This is a genomic window from Paraburkholderia caballeronis, from assembly GCF_900104845.1.
Taxonomy (GTDB): Bacteria; Pseudomonadota; Gammaproteobacteria; order Burkholderiales; family Burkholderiaceae; genus Paraburkholderia; species Paraburkholderia caballeronis.
Window position 1 is genome coordinate 3,092,175 of record NZ_FNSR01000001.1, and the last position, 17,287, is coordinate 3,109,461.

Consider the following 17,287-nt stretch of genomic DNA (forward strand, 5'->3'; position numbering starts at 1 on the left):
GGCGCGTGGCCGGCTCCAGCAACGATGCACACCTCAGCTTCCCCGGACACCTCCGCCCCTCCCGCCGGCGCCGCCGCCGACGCCGGCCTGCCGCTGCCGCAGCGGTATCACGCGATCGTCGTCGTCGCGCTCGGCGTCACGCTCGCGGTGCTCGACAGCGCGATCGCGAACGTCGCGCTGCCGACGATCGCGCGCCATCTGCGCGCGAGCGCGGCCGGCTCGATCTGGATCGTCAACGCGTACCAGTTGTCGGTGACGATCTCGCTGCTGCCGCTCGCGTCGCTCGGAGACCGCATCGGCTACCGCCGCGTGTATCTGGGCGGGCTCGCGCTGTTCACGCTCGCGTCGCTCGGCTGCGCGCTGTCCACGTCGCTGCCGATGCTCGCGCTCGCGCGGATGATCCAGGGCCTCGGCGCGGCCGGGGTGATGAGCGTGAACACCGCGCTCGTACGGATGATCTACCCGCGCCAGCACCTCGGACGCGGCGTCGCGATCAACGCGATGGTCGTCGCGATCGCGTCGGCGCTCGGGCCGACGATCGCGTCCGGCGTGCTGTCGGTCGCGTCGTGGCCCTGGCTGTTCGCGGTCAACGTGCCGATCGGCGTCGCGGCGTTCGCGCTCGGCGTGCGCGCGCTGCCGGTCAATCCGCCGCATCGCGCGCCGTACGACTACCTGAGCGCGGTGATGAACGCGCTCGTGTTCGGCCTCGTGATCTTCGCGGTGGACGGCCTCGGCCACGGCGAGCGGCGCGCGCTCGTCGCGGGCGAACTGATCGCGGCGGCCGTGATCGGCTGGTTCTTCGTGCGCCGCCAGTTGACGCAGCCCGCGCCGCTGCTGCCGGTCGATCTGCTGCGGATTCCGGTGTTCGCGCTGTCGATCGGCACGTCGGTGTGCTCGTTCTGCGCGCAGATGCTCGCGTTCGTGTCGCTGCCGTTCCTGTTGCAGGAGACGCTCGGACTGTCGCAGGTGCAGACCGGCCTGCTGATGACGCCGTGGCCGCTCGTGATCGTCGGCGCGGCGCCGCTCGCGGGCGTGCTGTCGGACCGCTACCCGGCCGGGATGCTCGGCGGCATCGGGCTGACGCTGTTCGCGGCGGGGCTGCTGTCGCTCGCGACGCTCGGCGCGAACCCGACCGCGTTCGACATCTGCTGGCGGATGGCGCTGTGCGGCGCGGGCTTCGGCACGTTCCAGTCGCCGAACAACCGGCAGATGCTGTCGGCCGCGCCGCGCGAGCGCAGCGGCGGCGCGAGCGGGATGCTCGGCACCGCGCGGCTCACCGGGCAGACGCTCGGCGCGGCGTTCGTCGCGCTGATCTTCGGCGTCGCGCCGCAGCACGGGCCGACGATCGCGCTGTATCTCGCGGCGGCGTTCGCGATCGTCGCGGCGGTGGTCAGCATGATGCGGCTGATGCCTGGGAGCGTGGCGCGCGCGTAGGGGTAAGCGCGTGGAAAAGCTCGGCGCTCGAAGGGGGTCGCTGGGCGGGCGCGATGCGATTGCGTGGAGGTTCAACGGCGGACGGTGCGGCGCGCGGCGGCGGTGCTGACCGCGCAGTGAACCGACGTGATTGAAGAACCCATCGCTGCATAACGGCTCACAACGGCAGCGCCCGTCGATCAAGCCCTCGCGCGACGGTAAACGCAAACGCGGCGGCCTTTGGGCCGCCGCGTTTGCTTGCAGACCAGAGGCAACCGGCCCGCGCGCTTACCGGACGTCGCTCGATACGACGACACTCCAGAAGCGCATCGCCACCGTCACGCCGCCTTCGCCTGCACGAGCTTCGCGGCCTTCGCCGTCACCGACGCCGCGGTCGCGACGCTGCGCAGATCCGCGAGGAACGTATCGCGCCACACCGACAGATTGTTCTCGCGCAACGACGCCATCATGTCCGCGTGCCGCGCCTGGCGCTCGGCGAGCGGCATCGACAGCGCGCGCTCCAGCGCCTCGGCCGTCTGCGACAGATCGTACGGATTCACGACGAGCGCACCCGGCAACTGCTCGGCCGCGCCCGCGAATTGCGACAGCACCAGCACGCCCGGGTCCGCCGGGTCCTGCGACGCGACGTATTCCTTCGCGACGAGGTTCATCCCGTCGCGCAGCGGCGTCACGTAACCGACCTGGGACAGCCGGAACAGCCCCATCAGCAGATTGCGTTCGTACTTGCGGTTCAGGTACTGGATCGGCGTCCAGTCGAGCTGCGCGAAGCGGCCGTTGATGCGGCCCGCCTCGCCTTCGAGGTTGCGGCGGATCGTCTGGTACGTCTGCACGTCGGAGCGGGTCGGCGGCGCGATCTGCAGCAGCGACACGCGGCCATGCCAGCCCGGCCCGTTCTGCAACAGCCGCTCGAACGCCTGGAAACGCTCGGCGAGCCCCTTCGAATAATCGAGCCGGTCGACGCTCATGATCAGCTTGCGGCCGCGCATCGCTTCGCGCAGGCTGCGGACTGCCTTGCGGTCGCTGTACTGCGCGGCGGCCTTCGCAATTGCGTCCGGATAGATGCCGATCGGATAGGTGCCGACCTTCAGGAAACGGTCGAACGCGTGGACCATGCCGTCCTCGCTCGACGTGCCGTGGCCGCCGCGCTCGATGTAGTCGAGGAACGCCTGGCGGTCCGCGTCGGTCTGGAAGCCGACCACGTCGTAATGGCACATGAACTTGATCAGTTCTTCGTGCGGCGGCACCGAGCGCAGCACTTCCGGCACCGGAAACGGAATGTGCAGGAAAAAACCGATCGGATTCTTGACGCCCAGATCGCGCAGGCAGCGCGCGAACGGCAGCAGGTGATAGTCGTGAACCCAGATGATGTCGTCGGGCTGGATCAGCGGCTTCAACTGGCGCGCGAGCGTCACGTTCACGCGCAGATAACCGCCGTACTCCTGGCGCTCGTAGCGCGCGAGGTCGTTGCGGTAATGGAAGGTCGGCCACAGCGTGGTGTTCGAGAAGCCGCGATAGTACTGGTCGTAGTCGCGCCGGGTCAGACCCACCGTCGCGTACGTGACGCTGCCCTGCTGCTCGATCACCGGCGCGGTCGGCTCCGAAACGGTCTCGCCGCTCCAGCCGAACCACACGCCACCCGTTTCCTTCAGCGCGTCCAGCACGCCGATCGCAAGGCCGCCCGCGGCCGGCCGGCCTTCCTGGGTCGGCGCTACGCGATTCGATACCACGATCAGTCTGCCCATGCGGCTATACCTCCTGTTTCGTTGCGTAGGGACGTTGCCGATTCGTTGTATGCAAGACCCATGCCTTGCGGATACCGGCACGCGGCGACCGCGCGCGACCGCCTCCGCACGGACAGCCGTGTCCGCGTCCCTTCGCACTGCCTGTTATCGACGCCGGGCCGCCTGCCGGCGGCCGCGATTCACGCGTCCTGTTCGGACCCCAGGTCTCGCTGGTAATCGAGCCCTTCCGCCCGCGCACCGCCCTGGTTGTGCTCGCCATCCGGCGGAATGCCCGGCGCCGGGCGATTCTGCGCGGCCGGATCGGGCGCGACCGGCGGCGGGCCGCCCGCCTTCTGGTCGCCGTCGCGCGGACCGCGCTTGCCCGAATGACGCGCCGAGCGGCGCAATGCAGGGTGTCTCATCTCGCTCCCTCCAAGGGGAAGGCCGCTGCCGCGCGTCGAAGCGCAGCGGCGTTTGAATAGTCTAGGTGTTCGATGCGCCAAAATGCCGGTAAAAACTGCGACCGCTTTGTAACAAGTACATAAAATGTGTGAACACGGAGCGGCGTGGGTCCGCAAGTTGCACGCTGCGGCGCGCCACCGAGCGCGGCACTTCGCCCGGCTCGGGCGGGGGATCGCCGATCGGCGGCGCGTCGGGCTCGCCGGGTTCGTTCGGTGGGGGATCGTCGGGTTGCGGGGTATGCGCGCGCCACACGCGCAGGCGGTCGGCGGCGTCGGTCGTTCTGCAGAGCGGCATCTGAGGCTCCTCGTTGCGTCCATGCCTGCAACGCGCAAACGCTGTACCGCAGCCGCCGGGCGCGCGCAGCGGCGCTCCGGTCCGATCGCGCGCGGCAGCCTGCCGGCCCGCCGCGCCCGTCCGCTTCTCTTTGCGCGAACGCGCTACGCGCTCGCGCGCGACTCCGGATGATCCGGCGCGCCGCTCTTGCCCGACTCGTTGCCGTACTCGACGAGCCGGTTGTACAGCGTCTTGAGGCTGATGCCGAGGATCTCGGCCGCGCGCGTCTTCACGCCGCCGCACTGCTCCAGCGTCGCGAGGATCAACTGGCGGTCGGCGTCCGCGAGCGAGGTGCCGAACGGAATCGTCACCGCATTGCCGGCTGCCGGCTTCGACAGCGAAATCTGCATCGGCACCGTCGCGGTCAGGTCGGAGTCGGTGCCCGACATGATGTGCGCGCGCTGCACGTAGTTCTTCAGCTCGCGCACGTTGCCGGGCCACGGATACGTGAGCAGCATCTCGTGCACGGCCGGCGGGAACTGCTTGCGCGTGCCGTGCCGTTCGTTCAGTTCGTCGAGGAACGCCTGTGCGAGCAGTTCGACGTCCTTGCCGCGCTCGCGCAGCGGCGGCAGGCTGATCGGGAACACGTTCAGCCGGTGATACAGGTCGAGCCGCAGCTTGCCGTCGGCGACGGCCTGTTCCGGATCGCGGTTCGTCGCCGCGATCAGCCGCACGTCGGTCTCGAATTCCTTCGTCGTGCCGACGCGCATGAACATGCCGGTTTCGAGCACGCGCAGCAGCTTCACCTGCAGCTCGATCGGCATTTCCGTGATTTCGTCGAGAAACAGCGTGCCGCCGTTCGCGCGCTCGAAATAGCCCTTGTGCTGGCGGTCCGCGCCGGTGAACGAGCCGCGCTCGTGGCCGAACATCTCCGACTCGATCAGGTTCGGCGAGATCGCGCCGCAGTTCACGGCGAGGAATTCGTGCTTGCGGCGCAGGCTCAACTGATGAACCGTCTGCGCGGCGACTTCCTTGCCGGTGCCCGACTCGCCGACCAGCATCACCGATGCGGCCGTCGGCGCGACGCGGCTGATCTGGTCGTAGACCTCCTGCATCGCCGACGAATTGCCGAGCATCAGCCCGAAGCGGCCCATGCGTCGCAATTCGCCGCGCAGCGTGCCGATTTCGGCCTTCAGGTCGCCCGCGCGCGGCATCCGGTTCAGGATCGCCTTCACGCGCTGCAGGTTGATCGGCTTCACCAGGTAGTCGGTCGCGCCCGACTTCAGCGCCTCGACGGCGGTTTCAACGGTCGCGTGACCGGTGATCACGACGACCTCGACGCCGGAGCGCGGATCGAGATCCTCGAACAGGTCCATGCCGCTGCCGTCCGGCAGCTTCAGGTCGGTGAAGACGACGTCGGGGGTCTGCCGCACGAGCTGGATGCGCGCCTCGCGCAGGTCGCCGGCAAGCGCGGTGGTCAACCCGTCGTTGCCCACCACCGCCGCCAGCGCCTCGCGGGTGCCCGCGTCGTCATCGACAATCAATACATGTGGCATCGCGTCTCGTCAGCCTGGAAAGGTGAATGGCTCCACGCGCGGCGCAGAAACCGCCCCGCGCCGCCGGTTCGGGCGGCGCATCGGCTTGCGCTGTCGTGGAGTACGAAACGGATCGGACTGCGGGCCAAACCGGCGCACACTCGCATTGGATTCACCAACGCAACAATGTCGCTACCGGAATGCAGGCCGAACCATGATTGTTGTGAATATATCCATTATAGACATATTCGCGATAAGCCGGCGCGTTGTTCACAGGCTTGGGCATAAAGCCCCGCCCTACGGTCGGTCCTCGCCGCCGGCTAGCGGTCGGTCCCCGTACCGATCGGCAACCCGCGCGATCCGGGTCAGTGCCGCGTGCCGTGCGGAAACGGCCACGGGGTCGCCGTCGCGCCGTTCGTCATCTCCGGCGAGGCCGGCTCCAGCGGCTTCGCGGGCGCGGGCGCGCCGTTCTGCGGCGCGCTCTGGCCCGACGCTGCGAGCGCGCCGCCCTCGCCTTCCCAACGGCTCAGGTCGCGATGGTGCAGCGCATTCGCGCCACGATGCCGCTGCGCCCAGCGCCATGCGAGTCCGGCCACCGCGCCGACCGCGCCCACCGCCGCCAACGTACTGAACAGCCCCCTCTTTTGTCTGGACATTTCGCTCTCCCGAGTGCGTTTGCGACAACGGATCGACACCGCGTCCGAGACGCCGGATGGCGGCATCGCCGCGGGCCATCCCTCGTCGATCGATTTCGCGGACCTGAAGTTCCGCAGCATGCGACGTGCCAGCCGGGCGCACTTCTTGCGCGCCGCACGAAAACCGCCGCGACGTGCTGTAATCCGTCCGGTGCCGCGCCCGCGCGGCGACCCCGCGATGGCCACGCGGCCCGCGCGGAACCTGCATCGATTGCAGACCTCCACCGCCCTTGAGCCGGCGTGACGCGCGGCGCGTCCATTGCCCTGCGACGCGCGGCAGTGGTTAAATGTTTATGAGATTAACGCGGCCGTCGGCGCGGCACCCGCTCGCGCCAGTCCTGGGCGGCCATGCCGAACACCGCCCGCGCGCGAACCGAACCCCGGTCGCGCGCGGACAGCAGAACACTTTGCAGGACGAAATCCCTATGGCGTCAATCGGGCTGGAACCGCCGGCCGCCACGCGAGACGATGCGCGAGCGGCCGAAGCGCGCGTCGCGGGCCTACAGTCGTACGGCCTGTTGTACGGCTCGTCGGCGGTGATGCTGGACCTTTACGCGCAGATCGAACGCGTCGCCGTCACCGACGCGACCGCGCTCATCGTGGGCGAATCGGGCACCGGCAAGGAACTGATCGCGCGCACGATCCACGAACTGGGCGCGCGTCACGACGGGCCGTTCGTCGCGGTCAACTGCGGCGCGATCCCCGACGAACTGATCGAGGCCGAACTGTTCGGCCACGAGAAAGGCAGCTTCACCGGCGCCGTGCAAGGCCGCGCGGGCCACTTCGAACACGCGCACGGCGGCACGCTGTTTCTCGACGAGATCACCGAGATGTCGCCGCTGCATCAGGTGAAGCTGCTGCGCGCGCTCGAAACCGGCGAGTTCTTCCGCGTCGGCGGCAGCGAGCCGATTCGCGGCGACGTGCGGATCGTGGCCGCGACGAACCGCGACCCGGCCATCGCGGTGAAGGAAAACCGCCTGCGCGAAGACCTGATGTACCGGCTCGCGGTGTTTCCGCTGCGCGCGCCGCCGCTGCGCGAGCGCGACCGCGACCGCGAACTGCTCGCGCAGCTTTTCCTGACGGAGCTGAACGAGCAGGAAGGCGCGCGCAAGGTGTTCAGCAAGCGCGCGCTCGAAACGCTGCGCAGCTGGTCGTGGCCCGGCAACGTGCGCGAGCTGAAGAACGCGGTGTATCGCGCGTTCATTCTCGCGGAGAAGGTCGTCGAGATCGCGCATCCGCAACTCGTGTCACGCGTGAAAAAACCGGTCATGCAGGGCGACTCGATGAGCGTATGGATCGGCACGCCGCTCGCCGACGCGCAGAAGCAGATCATCCTCGGCACGCTCAAATATTGCGGCGGCGACAAGCGGCTCGCGGCGCGCACGCTCGGCGTGAGCCTGAAGACGCTGTACAACCGGCTCGGCGCGTACGGCACCGAGGACGCGCTCGACGACGATGGGACGGTGCCGCGCGACGACGCGTGATCGTGCGAACGGGTGCGGCGATGCCAGATAACGCCGCACCACGCACGATGTTTTGCAATTTCTTGCATTTTCCCTATCCCCTTGCGCGAACCCATCCTGCACAATCCGCAGCACGAGAATCGCGCGAACGCCAGCCACGAGCGGCGTCGAGCGCAAGTAGCCGGAACAGGAAAATGCCAGAACGAAGTTCTCCGGTGCCAACGGGTCCGCGTCGCCGCGCGACGCCGTTCGCGCTGCTGATCGTGTTGGCCGCGGGAGCGGCATTGAGCGGCTGCAGTTCGCTCTACTCCGAAACGGCGACGACGGGCGCGGGCATCGCCGGCGCCGCGGTCGCCGCGAAAGTCACCAACAATGCGGCGGTCGCGACCGGCATCGGCCTCGGCGTCGTCGCCGCGGCGCGCGCCGGCGTGCAGTACTCGGAACGCGTCGTCCACCGCAACACCCAGGACCGCATCGCGCAGATCGCCGGGCCGCTCGACGTCGGCGCGGTCGCGACGTGGTCGATCACGCACTCGATGCCGATCGAGGACGACGAACACGGCCGTGTCACGGTGAGCCGCTCGATCAGCAGCGGCGCGCTCGATTGCAAGGAGATCGTGTTCTCCGTCGATCACAACGCGACGAAGGACGCGGCCGCATCCAGCGCGTTCTACGTCGCGTCGATCTGCCGTGACGGCAGCGCGTGGAAGTGGGCGTCGGCCGAGCCCGCCACCGAACGCTGGGGCTCGCTGCAATGAGCGCGCGCGACCGGCGTCCTGCTTCTTTGCCCGCGCGTCGTTCCTGTCGCCGCTTCGCACGCGTCGCGGCGCTCGGCGCGCTGTGCGTGAGCGCCGCGACGCTGGTCGGCGGCTGTGGGTCGATCGGCGCGGCGAGCGGCGCCGCGGCGGGTGCGGCGACCGGCTTCGTGACCGCGAATCCGGCGGTCGGCATCGGCGTCGGCATCGCGGTGCAGGCGGCGACCGACGTGGCCGTCAACGACTTCATGCGCAAGATGCACACGGACCAGCAGAACCTGATCGCGTCGACCGCCGGCGCGCTGCCGGTCGGCGGCACGCAGACGTGGGCCGTCAAGCACAGGCTGCCGATCGAGAACGGTCACGGCGAGGTCCGCGTGACGCGCGCCTTCGCGTCGGCGCTCGCGCTCTGCAAGGAGTTCGTGTTCTCGGTGCAGGACGGCGACGGCCCGAACGCGCCCGCGCGCTGGTACACCGCGAGCACCTGCCACGACGACGACGGCGGCTGGAAATGGGCGGCCGCGGAACCCGCGGTCGACCGCTGGGGTTCGTTGCAGTGACGAAGCCCATGGCTGAAAGCGAAAAGGCCGCATCGTTGTCGATGCGGCCTTTTTAGTTCAGATCGGCGACTACGCGGATATCAGGACTCCACGTCTTCCAGACTGAAGATCTCCGACTGGTCGTTGTAAGAGAAAATCTCGCCGTAGCGGCCCCAGTCGATCACCGTGTCGAGCGTTTCTTCCGCCGCGCTATCGGACAGGAAGTCTTCCAGTTCCTGCTCGAAACGCACGCGCGGCGCGCGGTGTCCCGGCCGCTCGTTCAGCACCTTCTTGATCCGCGCGGCGAGCGGCACGTGCCGCAGCAGATGCTCGGCGAACATCATCTTGCGCTCCTGCGTGCCGAACTCCGCGAACACGCGCGCGGGCGGCGTCAGCAGCACGTCGCCTTCGCGCACGTCCGCGAACCCGAGGTTCTGCAGCACTTCGACGATCGGAAACAGGTCGTCCACTTCGAGATGCAGCGAGCGGGCGATTTCCGGCATGTCCGCGCGGCCGTGATACGGCGGCGCGGCCAGCGTCTCGATCAGACCCGCCATCAGGTTCGTCGAGACGCCCGGCAGCCAGCTTCCGAGTTCCAGCCCCTTCCTCGTCGTCTCGCCGGTCTGACGCGCGGTCATCTTCGCGTAGATGTCGTCCACCAGGCGGCGGAACGCCGGGTCCAGACGATTGCGCGGATGCTTGAACGGCACCTTGATTTCCGCGACCACCCGTCCCGGATTCGACGACAGCACCAGAATGCGGTCGCACATGAACACCGCTTCCTCGATGTTGTGCGTGACGATCAACACCGACTTGATCGGCAGACGCCCCTGCGTCCACAGGTCGAGCATGTCGGTGCGCAGCGTCTCGGCGGTCAGCACGTCGAGCGCGGAGAACGGCTCGTCCATCAGCATCAGCTTCGGGTCGACGACCAGCGCGCGCGCGAAACCGACACGCTGACGCATGCCGCCCGACAGCTCGCGCGGATACGCGTTCTCGAAACCGTCGAGACCGATCAGGTCGATCGCCGCGAGCGCGCGCTCGCGCCGCTCGCGCGCGCCGACGCCCTGCGCTTCGAGCCCCGCCTCGACGTTCTGCAGCACGGTCAGCCACGGGAACAGCGCGAACGTCTGAAACACCATCGCAACGCCTTCGGCCGGTCCGTCGAGCGGCTTGCCGAGCCACGTCACTTCGCCGCCGGTCGGTTCGATCAGCCCCGCGATGATGCGCAGCAGCGTCGATTTGCCGGAGCCGGAGCGGCCGAGCAGCCCGACGATCTCGCCTTCGCGCAGCGACAGGTTCGCATCGTCGAGGACCAGCAGTTCGCCCTGGGTCTTGTTGAACCCGCGGCACACGTCCTTCACGCGCAGGATTTCTTCGCCGAGCCGCGGCGGCGTGGCGGTCGTCTGCGCGTCGCCGGACGCGGCGCTCAAGGTCTTCGGGTTTTGCATTGCGTTTGCCTTCGGTTCTCGTTCAGTCGAGCCTCAGCCGGGCTTCGGCGTGAGCGTACATCGGTCGCCACAGCAGGCGGTTGAACAGCGTGACGAACAGCGACATCACCGCGATCCCGAGAATGATCTTCGGATAGTCCCCTGCGGCGGTCATCTGGGCGATGTATGCGCCGAGGCCGTGCGCGGCGACCCTCGTGTCGCCCCACTGCACGTACTCCGCGACGATGCTCGCGTTCCACGCGCCGCCCGACGCGGTGATCGCGCCGGTGATGTAGTAAGGGAAGATGCCTGGCAGGATCGCCTGACGCCACCACTGCCAGCCGCGAATGCGGAAGTTCGTCGCCGCTTCGCGGTAGTCGTTCGGATACACGCTCGCGCCGGCAATCACGTTGAACAGGATATACCACTGCGTCCCGAGCACGATCAGCGGCGACAGCCATACGTCCGGGTTCAGATGGAAGCGCACGATCACGACGACGAACGCCGGGAACAGCAGGTTCGCCGGGAACGCGGCAAGGAACTGCGCGAGCGGCTGGATCTTTTCGGCAAGCGCCGGACGCAGCCCGATCAGCACGCCGAGCGGCACCCAGATCACCGATGCGATCGCGATCAGCACGACGACGCGCAGCAGCGTAATCAAGCCGAGCACGAGTACGTGGCCGACCTCATCGAGCGTGACGCCGGTGCGCACGTAACCGACCACCCGCCACACGACGAACACGGTCAGCACGAGCACGAAGGTCGTCCACGCGATGTCGCCGAGCTTCGACGGCTTGCCGCTGCCTGCGGCCGGCACCGCGCGCCGGATCGACGCGAGCGCCGGCAGCCGCAGCGGCACGCGCGCCGCCTTCGCGAGCAGCCAGCCGGCCGGCACCAGCAGGCGGTGAATCAGCCGCGTGCGGCGGATCAGATCCAGCAGCCACGATTCCGGCGCGTTGCCCGAACTCGTGTTTTCCATCCGGAACTTGTCCGCCCACGCGACCAGCGGACGGAACAGCAACTGGTCGTACGCGAGGATCACCACCACCATCGTCAGGATCACCCAGCCGATCGCATGCAGGTTCTTGTCCGCGATCGCCTGCGCCAGATACGCACCGATCCCCGGCAGCGTGATCGTGTGGTTGCCGACCGTGATCGCCTCGGACGCCACCACGAAGAACCACCCGCCCGACATCGACATCATCATGTTCCAGATGAGCCCCGGCATCGAGAACGGCACCTCCAGCTTCCAGAAGCGTTGCCAGCCGGTCAGGTGAAAGCCTTTCGACACCTCGTCCAGATCGCGCGGCACCGTGCGCAGCGACTGGTAGAAGCTGAACGTCATGTTCCACGCCTGGCTCGTGAAGATCGCAAAGATCGCCGCGAGTTCGGCTCCAAGCACGCGCGACGGAAACAGCGCGAGGAAAAACGTCACCGTGAACGAGATATAGCCGAGCACCGGCACCGACTGCAGGATGTCGAGGATCGGCACCAGCACCTGCGCGGCGCGGCGGCTTTTCGCGGCGAGCGTGCCGTACCCCAGCGTAAAGACGAGCGACGCGATCATCGCCGCGAGCATGCGCAGCGTGGTGCGCATCGCGTATTCGGGCAGGTTCGACGGATCGAGCGAGATCGGCTGCGCGCTCAGCGTCGAGATGGGGGCCATCGACTCGTGAAAGCCGATTGCGGCCATCGCGAGCAGGCAGATGATCAGCGGGAACGCGACGAAGTCCCAGCGGTTCGGCAGCACGCGCCACGCGGATGCGTTGGCCGTGCGGTTCAGGTTGAAACCGAATTCCATCAGGCGCCCTCCCCATCGGCGAAGAGACGGGCGAGCGCAGCGGGACGCCGTGCGGCAGCGCCCCGGAACGAGCCATCCGGGACGCGAAACTCAGATTGGGCAAGACGCATGAGTACGGAAATTCGTTGACGTTGATAACGCGCGCGGCGCCGGTTCCGCAGACCGCTTTACAGACTCTTTGCAAACTGCGCGGAAAACCGGATCGTGCGGCTGATACGTTGCGGACTTGCCTTTTTTTATTCGGCACGACACTACTACAACCTGCGTGACAGATACAACCGCGGTGACGGCGTAGCCCCTGTCGCCGCGTGCGCCGCCCGTCGCGCGCGGCCCGCCGGCGTGGCGTGCGCGCGACAACCGAATGACAACTCCACTGGCCGCCGCGCCGTTGCCCGCGCAGCGATAATGGCATCCCGCATGAGTCCGCGCGCGATTCGTGTCGCTGCCGGATCGGGCGCGGCAGCGGGGGCCGCCGGGGAGCCGCCTTGCGCCGCCGTCCGCGCGGGTCACGGCGGGGTTAAAATCGGCGGGCGGCGACTGTCCCTCAGACCGGCACCGAAACGGAGGCGGCGCTGCGCCGATTGCGCGTCGCGCCGCCTGCCACCGACCCTTACTACTAACGGACCACAAAGGCCGATGAACAGGACACTCTTGCGCTGGACCGCCGGATCCGTCGGGATCGTGGCCGTCGTGCTCGTGTGCTGGGTTATCGCCGGCCTCGTGGCCGACCGGCTGGTCCGTCAGGAACTCGAAGGCGCCCTCAACTCGCAGCGGCAGATGACACGCTCGGTCGTCGGCAACATGGCCGAAGTGATCGCGAGCGACCTGTCGATGTCGCGTGCGATCCCCGCGACGATGGCCGAAACCGGCGTCGTCCAGCAGGCGCTCGCGCAAGCCGCGCATTATGCCCTGAACCGCTACCCGACGGAACTCGCGCGGCGCACCGTGCTGCTGAAGGCGCCCGAGTTCGCCGAGGTCAATATGCTGCTGCACGACGCGCAGGGTTTCTCCGGCCTCGACGCGATCTGGCTCGTGAACACGACCGGCATTTGCGTCGCGTCGAGCAACGCGAGCGACCGGATGTCGTACATCGGCATCGACATGCACACCCGCGCGTATCTGAACGACACGCTGCTCGGCGCGTTCGCGGAAATGTACGGCGTCGGCAATGCGAGCGGCGAGCCCGGCATCTTCGTCGCCGCGCCGGTGTACAGCGACGGGCTGCTGGTCGGCGCGGTGGTCGCGAAGGTCAGCATCGCGCGGCTGCGGCACTGGGTGGCGCACCCGGGCACGTTCGTGTCCGACAACAACGGCGTGATCATCATGGCGCACAACAGCGCGCTCGAAGGGCTCGCGCTGCCCGGCTCGCACGTCGAGGACATGAATGCGATCGACCGCGTGAACACCTACCTGCGCGAACGCTTCACGGAGATCGCGCTGCAGCCGGCCGCGCCGTCGGTGCGCCGGGTCGCGCCGTGGGTGCCGCGCGCGGACGCCGAGCAACTGGTCGAGCTGCCCGGCCAGCCGACGCCGGCGCTGTACGAATCGCGCGGCGGGCTGAATTCGGGGCTGTCCGCGCATCTCGTCGATCCGGTCAATTCGTGGCCCGAGTTGCTCGCGAACCATCACCGCAACCGGCTGCTGATCTTCCTGACGCTCGCCGGCACGGTGGCGCTCGCGGCGGTGATCTCGGTGTCGTGGGTGCGCGAGCGGCGGCTGCACCGCGCGACGCGCGAACTCGCGGAGCAGTTGCAGTCGGCGAACGCGCTGCTCGCCGCCGAGGCGCGCGACGATGCGCTGACCGGCGCGCTGTCGCGGCGCTATTTCCTCGACCTGCTGCGCCACGAGATCGACCGCGCGTACGAGGTCGGAGCGCCGCTGTGCATGGCGATCGCGGACCTCGACTACTTCAAGCAGATCAACGACCGCTTCGGCCACCCGGCCGGCGACCGCGCCTTGCAGCATTTCATCGAAACCTGCCGCACCGAACTGCGCGCGGACGACGCGGTTGGCCGGCTCGGCGGCGAGGAGTTCGGCATCCTGCTGCCGGCGACGACGCTCACGACCGGCCTCACGGTGGTCGAGCGGCTGCGCGAGCAGGTCCGGAACCGCCACTGCGCGGAACTGCCCGCCGACGTGATCCTGAGCGTCAGCATCGGGATCACCGAACTGGCCGCGAAGCAGGATCAGCCGGAGCGGCTGATGAGCCGCGCGGACCGCGCGCTGTACGCCGCGAAGTCAGCCGGGCGCGACCGCTGCGAAGCGGTGCCGCCAGACGGCGCGGTGCCGCCGCGCACGCCCGAAAACGCCTGGTAAGCGACTGGTAAGCGCCTGGCAAGCACCCGGTTAGCGCCCGCTAAACGCCGCCCCCGCCTTTGCCTCCCGCAGCGCGTCACACTGCCACGACGGCAGCCGCTTCGAAACGACGCGGTATCATCGGCCGGGCGCGCTGCGCGATTTTTCCGGCGCGCGCACGCGACGAGCGTGCGCGCGCTCCGCCGAACCGAGTTGTTCCGCAGAATCTGGAGGCATGCATGAAGGGAAATCTGGTCATCGTCTGCCGCGATCAGGACGCTGACGCGTTCGACCATCTGATGGTCGAGTACGGCGCGTTCCAGACGCGCCTGTCATCGACCGCGTGGTATCTGAAGCTCGATGTCGCGCCCGAGCTGATCCAGGAAGAGATCCTCGCCCGCATCGGCAAATACACGACGCATTACATCTTCGAAGCCGACACCGTCACGTACAACACCGTCGACAGCGAGGCCGCGTCCACCCTCGATTCGCTGTTCTCGGCCTGATCCGGCCGCAGACCGTCGCGGCCGGCATGAGCCGCGCGAACTGATCGACCCGCCGCGCGCCGGTTGCCGGCGCCACGTCGGGTCAACACTCCCGCGAAAAAAACCGTCGCGAACCGCGGCGGTTATCCGGTTACTGCCTGAAGAATGGCGGCGCCTTTTGCTTCCAGCGCCGCCGGATCACCACGCGTGCGCCGCTTCGACCGCCTTGCGCTGCACCACGTCGAGCGGGAACGTCATCCGCACGCACAGGCCGCCGGCCGGATCGTTGCCGATCTCCGACGCGCCGCCCGCGCGCCGCACCAGCCGCTCGACGATCGCGAGGCCGAGGCCACTGTGGCCGTTGCCGCCGCGCGCCGGATCGAGCCGCACGAACGGCCGGCTCGCGTTGATCAGGTCCTGCGCGGCGATCCCGCCGCCGTGGTCGCGCACCGTCAGCATGAAACCGCCCGGCGCCCGCGCGGTCTCGATGACGACCGGCGGCGCGCCGTAAGCCTGCGCATTGTCGAGCAGGTTCGACAGCACGCGTTCGAGCGTCGCGGCCGGCAGCCGGAAGCCGGGGCCGGCTTCGAGCCGGGTCTGCAGCGCGGCCGCGTCGCCGGCGACCGCCCGGTAGCTGCGCACGACGCGCTCGCACTGCTCGTCGACCTCGACCGGCTCGCTGCGGTCCGCGCCGTCGTGCGCGAACACGAGGAATTGATCGACGATGTGCGTCATCGAATCCACGTCGCGCACGACGCCGTCGCGCATCTTCGCGTCGTCCATCATCTCCGCGCGCAGCCGCAGCCGCGCGAGCGGCGTCTTCAGGTCGTGCGCGACGCCGGCCAGCATCACCGCGCGGTCGTTCCCGGTGCGCTCGACCTCGCGCACCATCTGGTTGAAGCCGAGCGTGAGCAGGCGCAGTTCGCGCGGCCCGCGCTCCGGCACCGGCGGCACCGGCAGTCCGCGGCCGAAGCGCGTGACCGCCAGCGCGAGCGAGCGCAGCGGCTGCTGAAGCTGCCACGCGGCGACCAGCGCCGCGATCAGCGCCGCCGAGAAGATGATGACGAACCACGGCACCAGCCTGTCGAGCGGCCGCATGATCCGGATCGGCTGAACCGGCACGACGATCCAGCGGCTGTCCGCGGGGCTGCGCACCCAGAGCGTCGGCGGACGGCCCGGCGGCCCGACGCGCACGTCGGTGCCGGGCGGCATCCGGTCGCGCACGTCGTCCGCGAAACGGCGCAGCGGCTGCGGCGTCTCCTCGCCGTTGACCGGCACGTCAGAACTCGTCGGCTCGACGAGTTGCACGCGCGACGGCAGCGGCTGGTCCGGCGAGCGCGCGACGTGCTGGCGCACCGCATCGACGAGGAAGGTCGCCTCCTCGACCGCGTAACGCGCCTGCATCTGGCTGCGCTCAAGGCGCATCAGCGCGAACCATGCGACGTGCGAGATCAGCAGGACGCCGACGAACAGCAGCGCGAGCCGCCCGAACAGCGAGTCAACCGGCCGGCGCATGGGAGTTCTGCTCGCCGTCCGGTACGAACACATAACCGCGGCCGCGCACCGTCTGGATGAAACGCGGCGTCGACGGATCGGTTTCCAGGATGCGGCGCAGACGCCACACCTGCACGTCGATGCCGCGGTCGGTGCCGTCGTATTCCGGGCCGTGCAGCAGTTCGAGCAGGCGTTCGCGGGTCAGCGTGCGCATCGGATGATTGACGAAGATCTTGAGCAGCGCGAATTCGCTGCCCGACAGCAGGATCGGCTTGCCTTCCTGCTGCAGCGTGCGCGACTGGAAGTCGAGCGTGAAGCGGCCGAACGAAAACGGCTCGCGCTGTTCGGGCGCGGCCGCCGACGGCATCGTGCGACGCCGCCGCAACACCGCCTGCACGCGTGCGAGCAGTTCGCGCGGGTTGAACGGCTTGCCGAGATAGTCGTCGGCGCCGAGTTCGAGCCCGACGATGCGGTCCACGTCGTCCGCGCGCGCGGTCAGCATGATGACCGGGATGTCGTCGCCGGACGCGCGCAGCTTGCGCAGCGCGGTGAGCCCGTCGACGCCCGGCATCATCAGGTCGAGCACGATCAGGTCCGGGCGCTCGCGTTCGAGCCGCCGCTCCAGCGAGCCGGCATCGTGCAGCACCGACACTTCCATGCCCTGCCGCGCCAGATAGTCGCGCAGCAGGTCGCGCAATTCGACGTCGTCGTCGACGACCAGGATTTGAGTAGCCATGGAGCGAAGTTTAACGCGCGCGCGACGGCGCCTTTGCTTACGGACCTGCCGTTTGGGTTACGAGGTGTTACTACGAAAGCGGTGCGTAATGTTGCGTAACGACCGGGGCCCGGCTCGTAACACGCGGCGCGCTCCGGGTCTTTACGCTACGGACACCGGATGCGCAAAC

The 17,287-nt window shown here is 68.6% G+C and carries 16 protein-coding genes; 7 read left to right on the forward strand and 9 right to left on the reverse strand.

Features of this window, described 5'->3' with window-relative positions; genetic code table 11:
• The first annotated feature begins 24 nt into the window (after positions 1 to 24).
• Positions 25 to 1,434, forward strand: a complete 1,410-nt coding sequence (locus BLV92_RS13810) for an MFS transporter (RefSeq protein WP_090545744.1) — start codon at positions 25 to 27, stop codon at positions 1,432 to 1,434.
• Between the two features lie 317 nt (positions 1,435 to 1,751).
• On the opposite strand, the gene otsA is transcribed toward BLV92_RS13810, so the two are convergent.
• The 5 genes from otsA to BLV92_RS13835 all read right to left on the reverse strand — a co-directional run bounded on the left by otsA (position 1,752) and on the right by BLV92_RS13835 (position 6,081).
• The gene (gene otsA, locus BLV92_RS13815) at positions 1,752 to 3,176 is read right to left on the reverse strand and encodes an alpha,alpha-trehalose-phosphate synthase (UDP-forming) (RefSeq protein ID WP_090545746.1); all 1,425 of its coding nucleotides are present in this window, start codon (positions 3,174 to 3,176) and stop codon (positions 1,752 to 1,754) included.
• Positions 3,177 to 3,355: 179 nt separating this feature from the next.
• Entirely contained in the window at positions 3,356 to 3,577 is a 222-nt protein-coding gene (locus BLV92_RS13820; protein WP_090545748.1) for a hypothetical protein, read from the reverse strand.
• A gap of 61 nt (positions 3,578 to 3,638) precedes the next feature.
• Complete coding sequence (locus BLV92_RS13825; protein WP_090545750.1) at positions 3,639 to 3,911, reverse strand: hypothetical protein; 273 nt, start codon at positions 3,909 to 3,911, stop codon at positions 3,639 to 3,641.
• A gap of 143 nt (positions 3,912 to 4,054) precedes the next feature.
• The gene (locus BLV92_RS13830; protein ID WP_090545753.1) at positions 4,055 to 5,446 is read right to left on the reverse strand and encodes a sigma-54-dependent transcriptional regulator; all 1,392 of its coding nucleotides are present in this window, start codon (positions 5,444 to 5,446) and stop codon (positions 4,055 to 4,057) included.
• Positions 5,447 to 5,790: 344 nt separating this feature from the next.
• Positions 5,791 to 6,081 (reverse strand): hypothetical protein, encoded by a 291-nt coding sequence (locus tag BLV92_RS13835; protein WP_090547082.1) that lies wholly within the window; start codon positions 6,079 to 6,081, stop codon positions 5,791 to 5,793.
• 19 nt (positions 6,082 to 6,100) lie between these two features.
• Between BLV92_RS13835 and BLV92_RS31560 the strand changes: the two genes are divergently transcribed.
• From BLV92_RS31560 to BLV92_RS13850, 4 genes are all read left to right on the forward strand, one after another.
• The gene (locus BLV92_RS31560; protein ID WP_143040683.1) at positions 6,101 to 6,364 is read left to right on the forward strand and encodes a hypothetical protein; all 264 of its coding nucleotides are present in this window, start codon (positions 6,101 to 6,103) and stop codon (positions 6,362 to 6,364) included.
• A 181-nt stretch (positions 6,365 to 6,545) separates the two neighbouring features.
• On the forward strand, positions 6,546 to 7,604 hold the full coding sequence (locus BLV92_RS13840; protein ID WP_090545755.1) for a sigma-54 interaction domain-containing protein: 1,059 nt from the start codon (positions 6,546 to 6,548) through the stop codon (positions 7,602 to 7,604).
• A gap of 233 nt (positions 7,605 to 7,837) precedes the next feature.
• Positions 7,838 to 8,341 carry a hypothetical protein gene (locus BLV92_RS13845; protein WP_373681885.1) on the forward strand — a complete coding sequence of 168 codons (504 nt, stop codon included), beginning with the start codon at positions 7,838 to 7,840 and terminating at the stop codon, positions 8,339 to 8,341.
• A complete protein-coding gene (locus BLV92_RS13850) occupies positions 8,338 to 8,898 on the forward strand; it encodes a hypothetical protein (RefSeq protein ID WP_090545759.1) in 561 nt (186 codons plus the stop codon). The genes BLV92_RS13845 and BLV92_RS13850 overlap by 4 nt, the downstream gene beginning before the upstream one ends.
• An 80-nt stretch (positions 8,899 to 8,978) precedes the next feature.
• Here BLV92_RS13850 and BLV92_RS13855 read toward each other — a convergent pair whose 3' ends face one another.
• Both BLV92_RS13855 and BLV92_RS13860 read right to left on the reverse strand, forming a co-directional pair.
• Positions 8,979 to 10,328, reverse strand: coding sequence for an ABC transporter ATP-binding protein (locus BLV92_RS13855; RefSeq protein WP_090545761.1), 1,350 nt, complete (start codon positions 10,326 to 10,328; stop codon positions 8,979 to 8,981).
• Positions 10,329 to 10,350: 22 nt separating this feature from the next.
• Complete coding sequence (locus BLV92_RS13860; protein ID WP_090545763.1) at positions 10,351 to 12,108, reverse strand: ABC transporter permease; 1,758 nt, start codon at positions 12,106 to 12,108, stop codon at positions 10,351 to 10,353.
• 636 nt (positions 12,109 to 12,744) lie between these two features.
• On the opposite strand from BLV92_RS13860, the gene BLV92_RS13865 reads away from it, so the two are divergent.
• Both BLV92_RS13865 and BLV92_RS13870 read left to right on the forward strand, forming a co-directional pair.
• Positions 12,745 to 14,424 (forward strand): sensor domain-containing diguanylate cyclase, encoded by a 1,680-nt coding sequence (locus tag BLV92_RS13865; RefSeq protein ID WP_090545766.1) that lies wholly within the window; start codon positions 12,745 to 12,747, stop codon positions 14,422 to 14,424.
• A 218-nt stretch (positions 14,425 to 14,642) separates the two neighbouring features.
• Positions 14,643 to 14,909: a double-stranded DNA-specific endonuclease gene (locus BLV92_RS13870; protein ID WP_090545768.1), complete on the forward strand. Its 267-nt coding sequence runs from the start codon at positions 14,643 to 14,645 to the stop codon at positions 14,907 to 14,909.
• Between the two features lie 177 nt (positions 14,910 to 15,086).
• Here the strand turns inward: BLV92_RS13870 and BLV92_RS13875 are convergent, their stop codons facing one another.
• Together BLV92_RS13875 and BLV92_RS13880 are read right to left on the reverse strand one after the other, a co-directional pair.
• Positions 15,087 to 16,403 (reverse strand): ATP-binding protein, encoded by a 1,317-nt coding sequence (locus tag BLV92_RS13875; RefSeq protein WP_090545770.1) that lies wholly within the window; start codon positions 16,401 to 16,403, stop codon positions 15,087 to 15,089.
• The gene (locus BLV92_RS13880; RefSeq protein ID WP_090545772.1) at positions 16,387 to 17,118 is read right to left on the reverse strand and encodes a response regulator; all 732 of its coding nucleotides are present in this window, start codon (positions 17,116 to 17,118) and stop codon (positions 16,387 to 16,389) included. Before BLV92_RS13880 ends, BLV92_RS13875 begins: the two co-directional genes overlap by 17 nt.
• Positions 17,119 to 17,287 lie beyond the last annotated feature (169 nt).

Bases quoted from the DNA above. Each gene is read 5' to 3' on its own strand.
- BLV92_RS13860 (WP_090545763.1), bottom strand. From the start codon at position 12,108: ATGGAATTCGGTTTCAACCTGAACCGCACGGCCAACGCATCCGCGTGG.
- BLV92_RS13850 (WP_090545759.1), top strand. From the start codon at position 8,338: ATGAGCGCGCGCGACCGGCGTCCTGCTTCTTTGCCCGCGCGTCGTTCC.
- BLV92_RS13820 (WP_090545748.1), bottom strand. From the start codon at position 3,577: ATGAGACACCCTGCATTGCGCCGCTCGGCGCGTCATTCGGGCAAGCGC.
- BLV92_RS13875 (WP_090545770.1), bottom strand. From the start codon at position 16,403: ATGCGCCGGCCGGTTGACTCGCTGTTCGGGCGGCTCGCGCTGCTGTTC.
- BLV92_RS13855 (WP_090545761.1), bottom strand. From the start codon at position 10,328: ATGCAAAACCCGAAGACCTTGAGCGCCGCGTCCGGCGACGCGCAGACG.
- BLV92_RS13880 (WP_090545772.1), bottom strand. From the start codon at position 17,118: ATGGCTACTCAAATCCTGGTCGTCGACGACGACGTCGAATTGCGCGAC.
- BLV92_RS13865 (WP_090545766.1), top strand. From the start codon at position 12,745: ATGAACAGGACACTCTTGCGCTGGACCGCCGGATCCGTCGGGATCGTG.
- BLV92_RS13870 (WP_090545768.1), top strand. From the start codon at position 14,643: ATGAAGGGAAATCTGGTCATCGTCTGCCGCGATCAGGACGCTGACGCG.
- BLV92_RS13835 (WP_090547082.1), bottom strand. From the start codon at position 6,081: ATGTCCAGACAAAAGAGGGGGCTGTTCAGTACGTTGGCGGCGGTGGGC.
- BLV92_RS13830 (WP_090545753.1), bottom strand. From the start codon at position 5,446: ATGCCACATGTATTGATTGTCGATGACGACGCGGGCACCCGCGAGGCG.
- BLV92_RS13810 (WP_090545744.1), top strand. From the start codon at position 25: ATGCACACCTCAGCTTCCCCGGACACCTCCGCCCCTCCCGCCGGCGCC.
- BLV92_RS13825 (WP_090545750.1), bottom strand. From the start codon at position 3,911: ATGCCGCTCTGCAGAACGACCGACGCCGCCGACCGCCTGCGCGTGTGG.
- BLV92_RS13840 (WP_090545755.1), top strand. From the start codon at position 6,546: ATGGCGTCAATCGGGCTGGAACCGCCGGCCGCCACGCGAGACGATGCG.
- otsA (WP_090545746.1), bottom strand. From the start codon at position 3,176: ATGGGCAGACTGATCGTGGTATCGAATCGCGTAGCGCCGACCCAGGAA.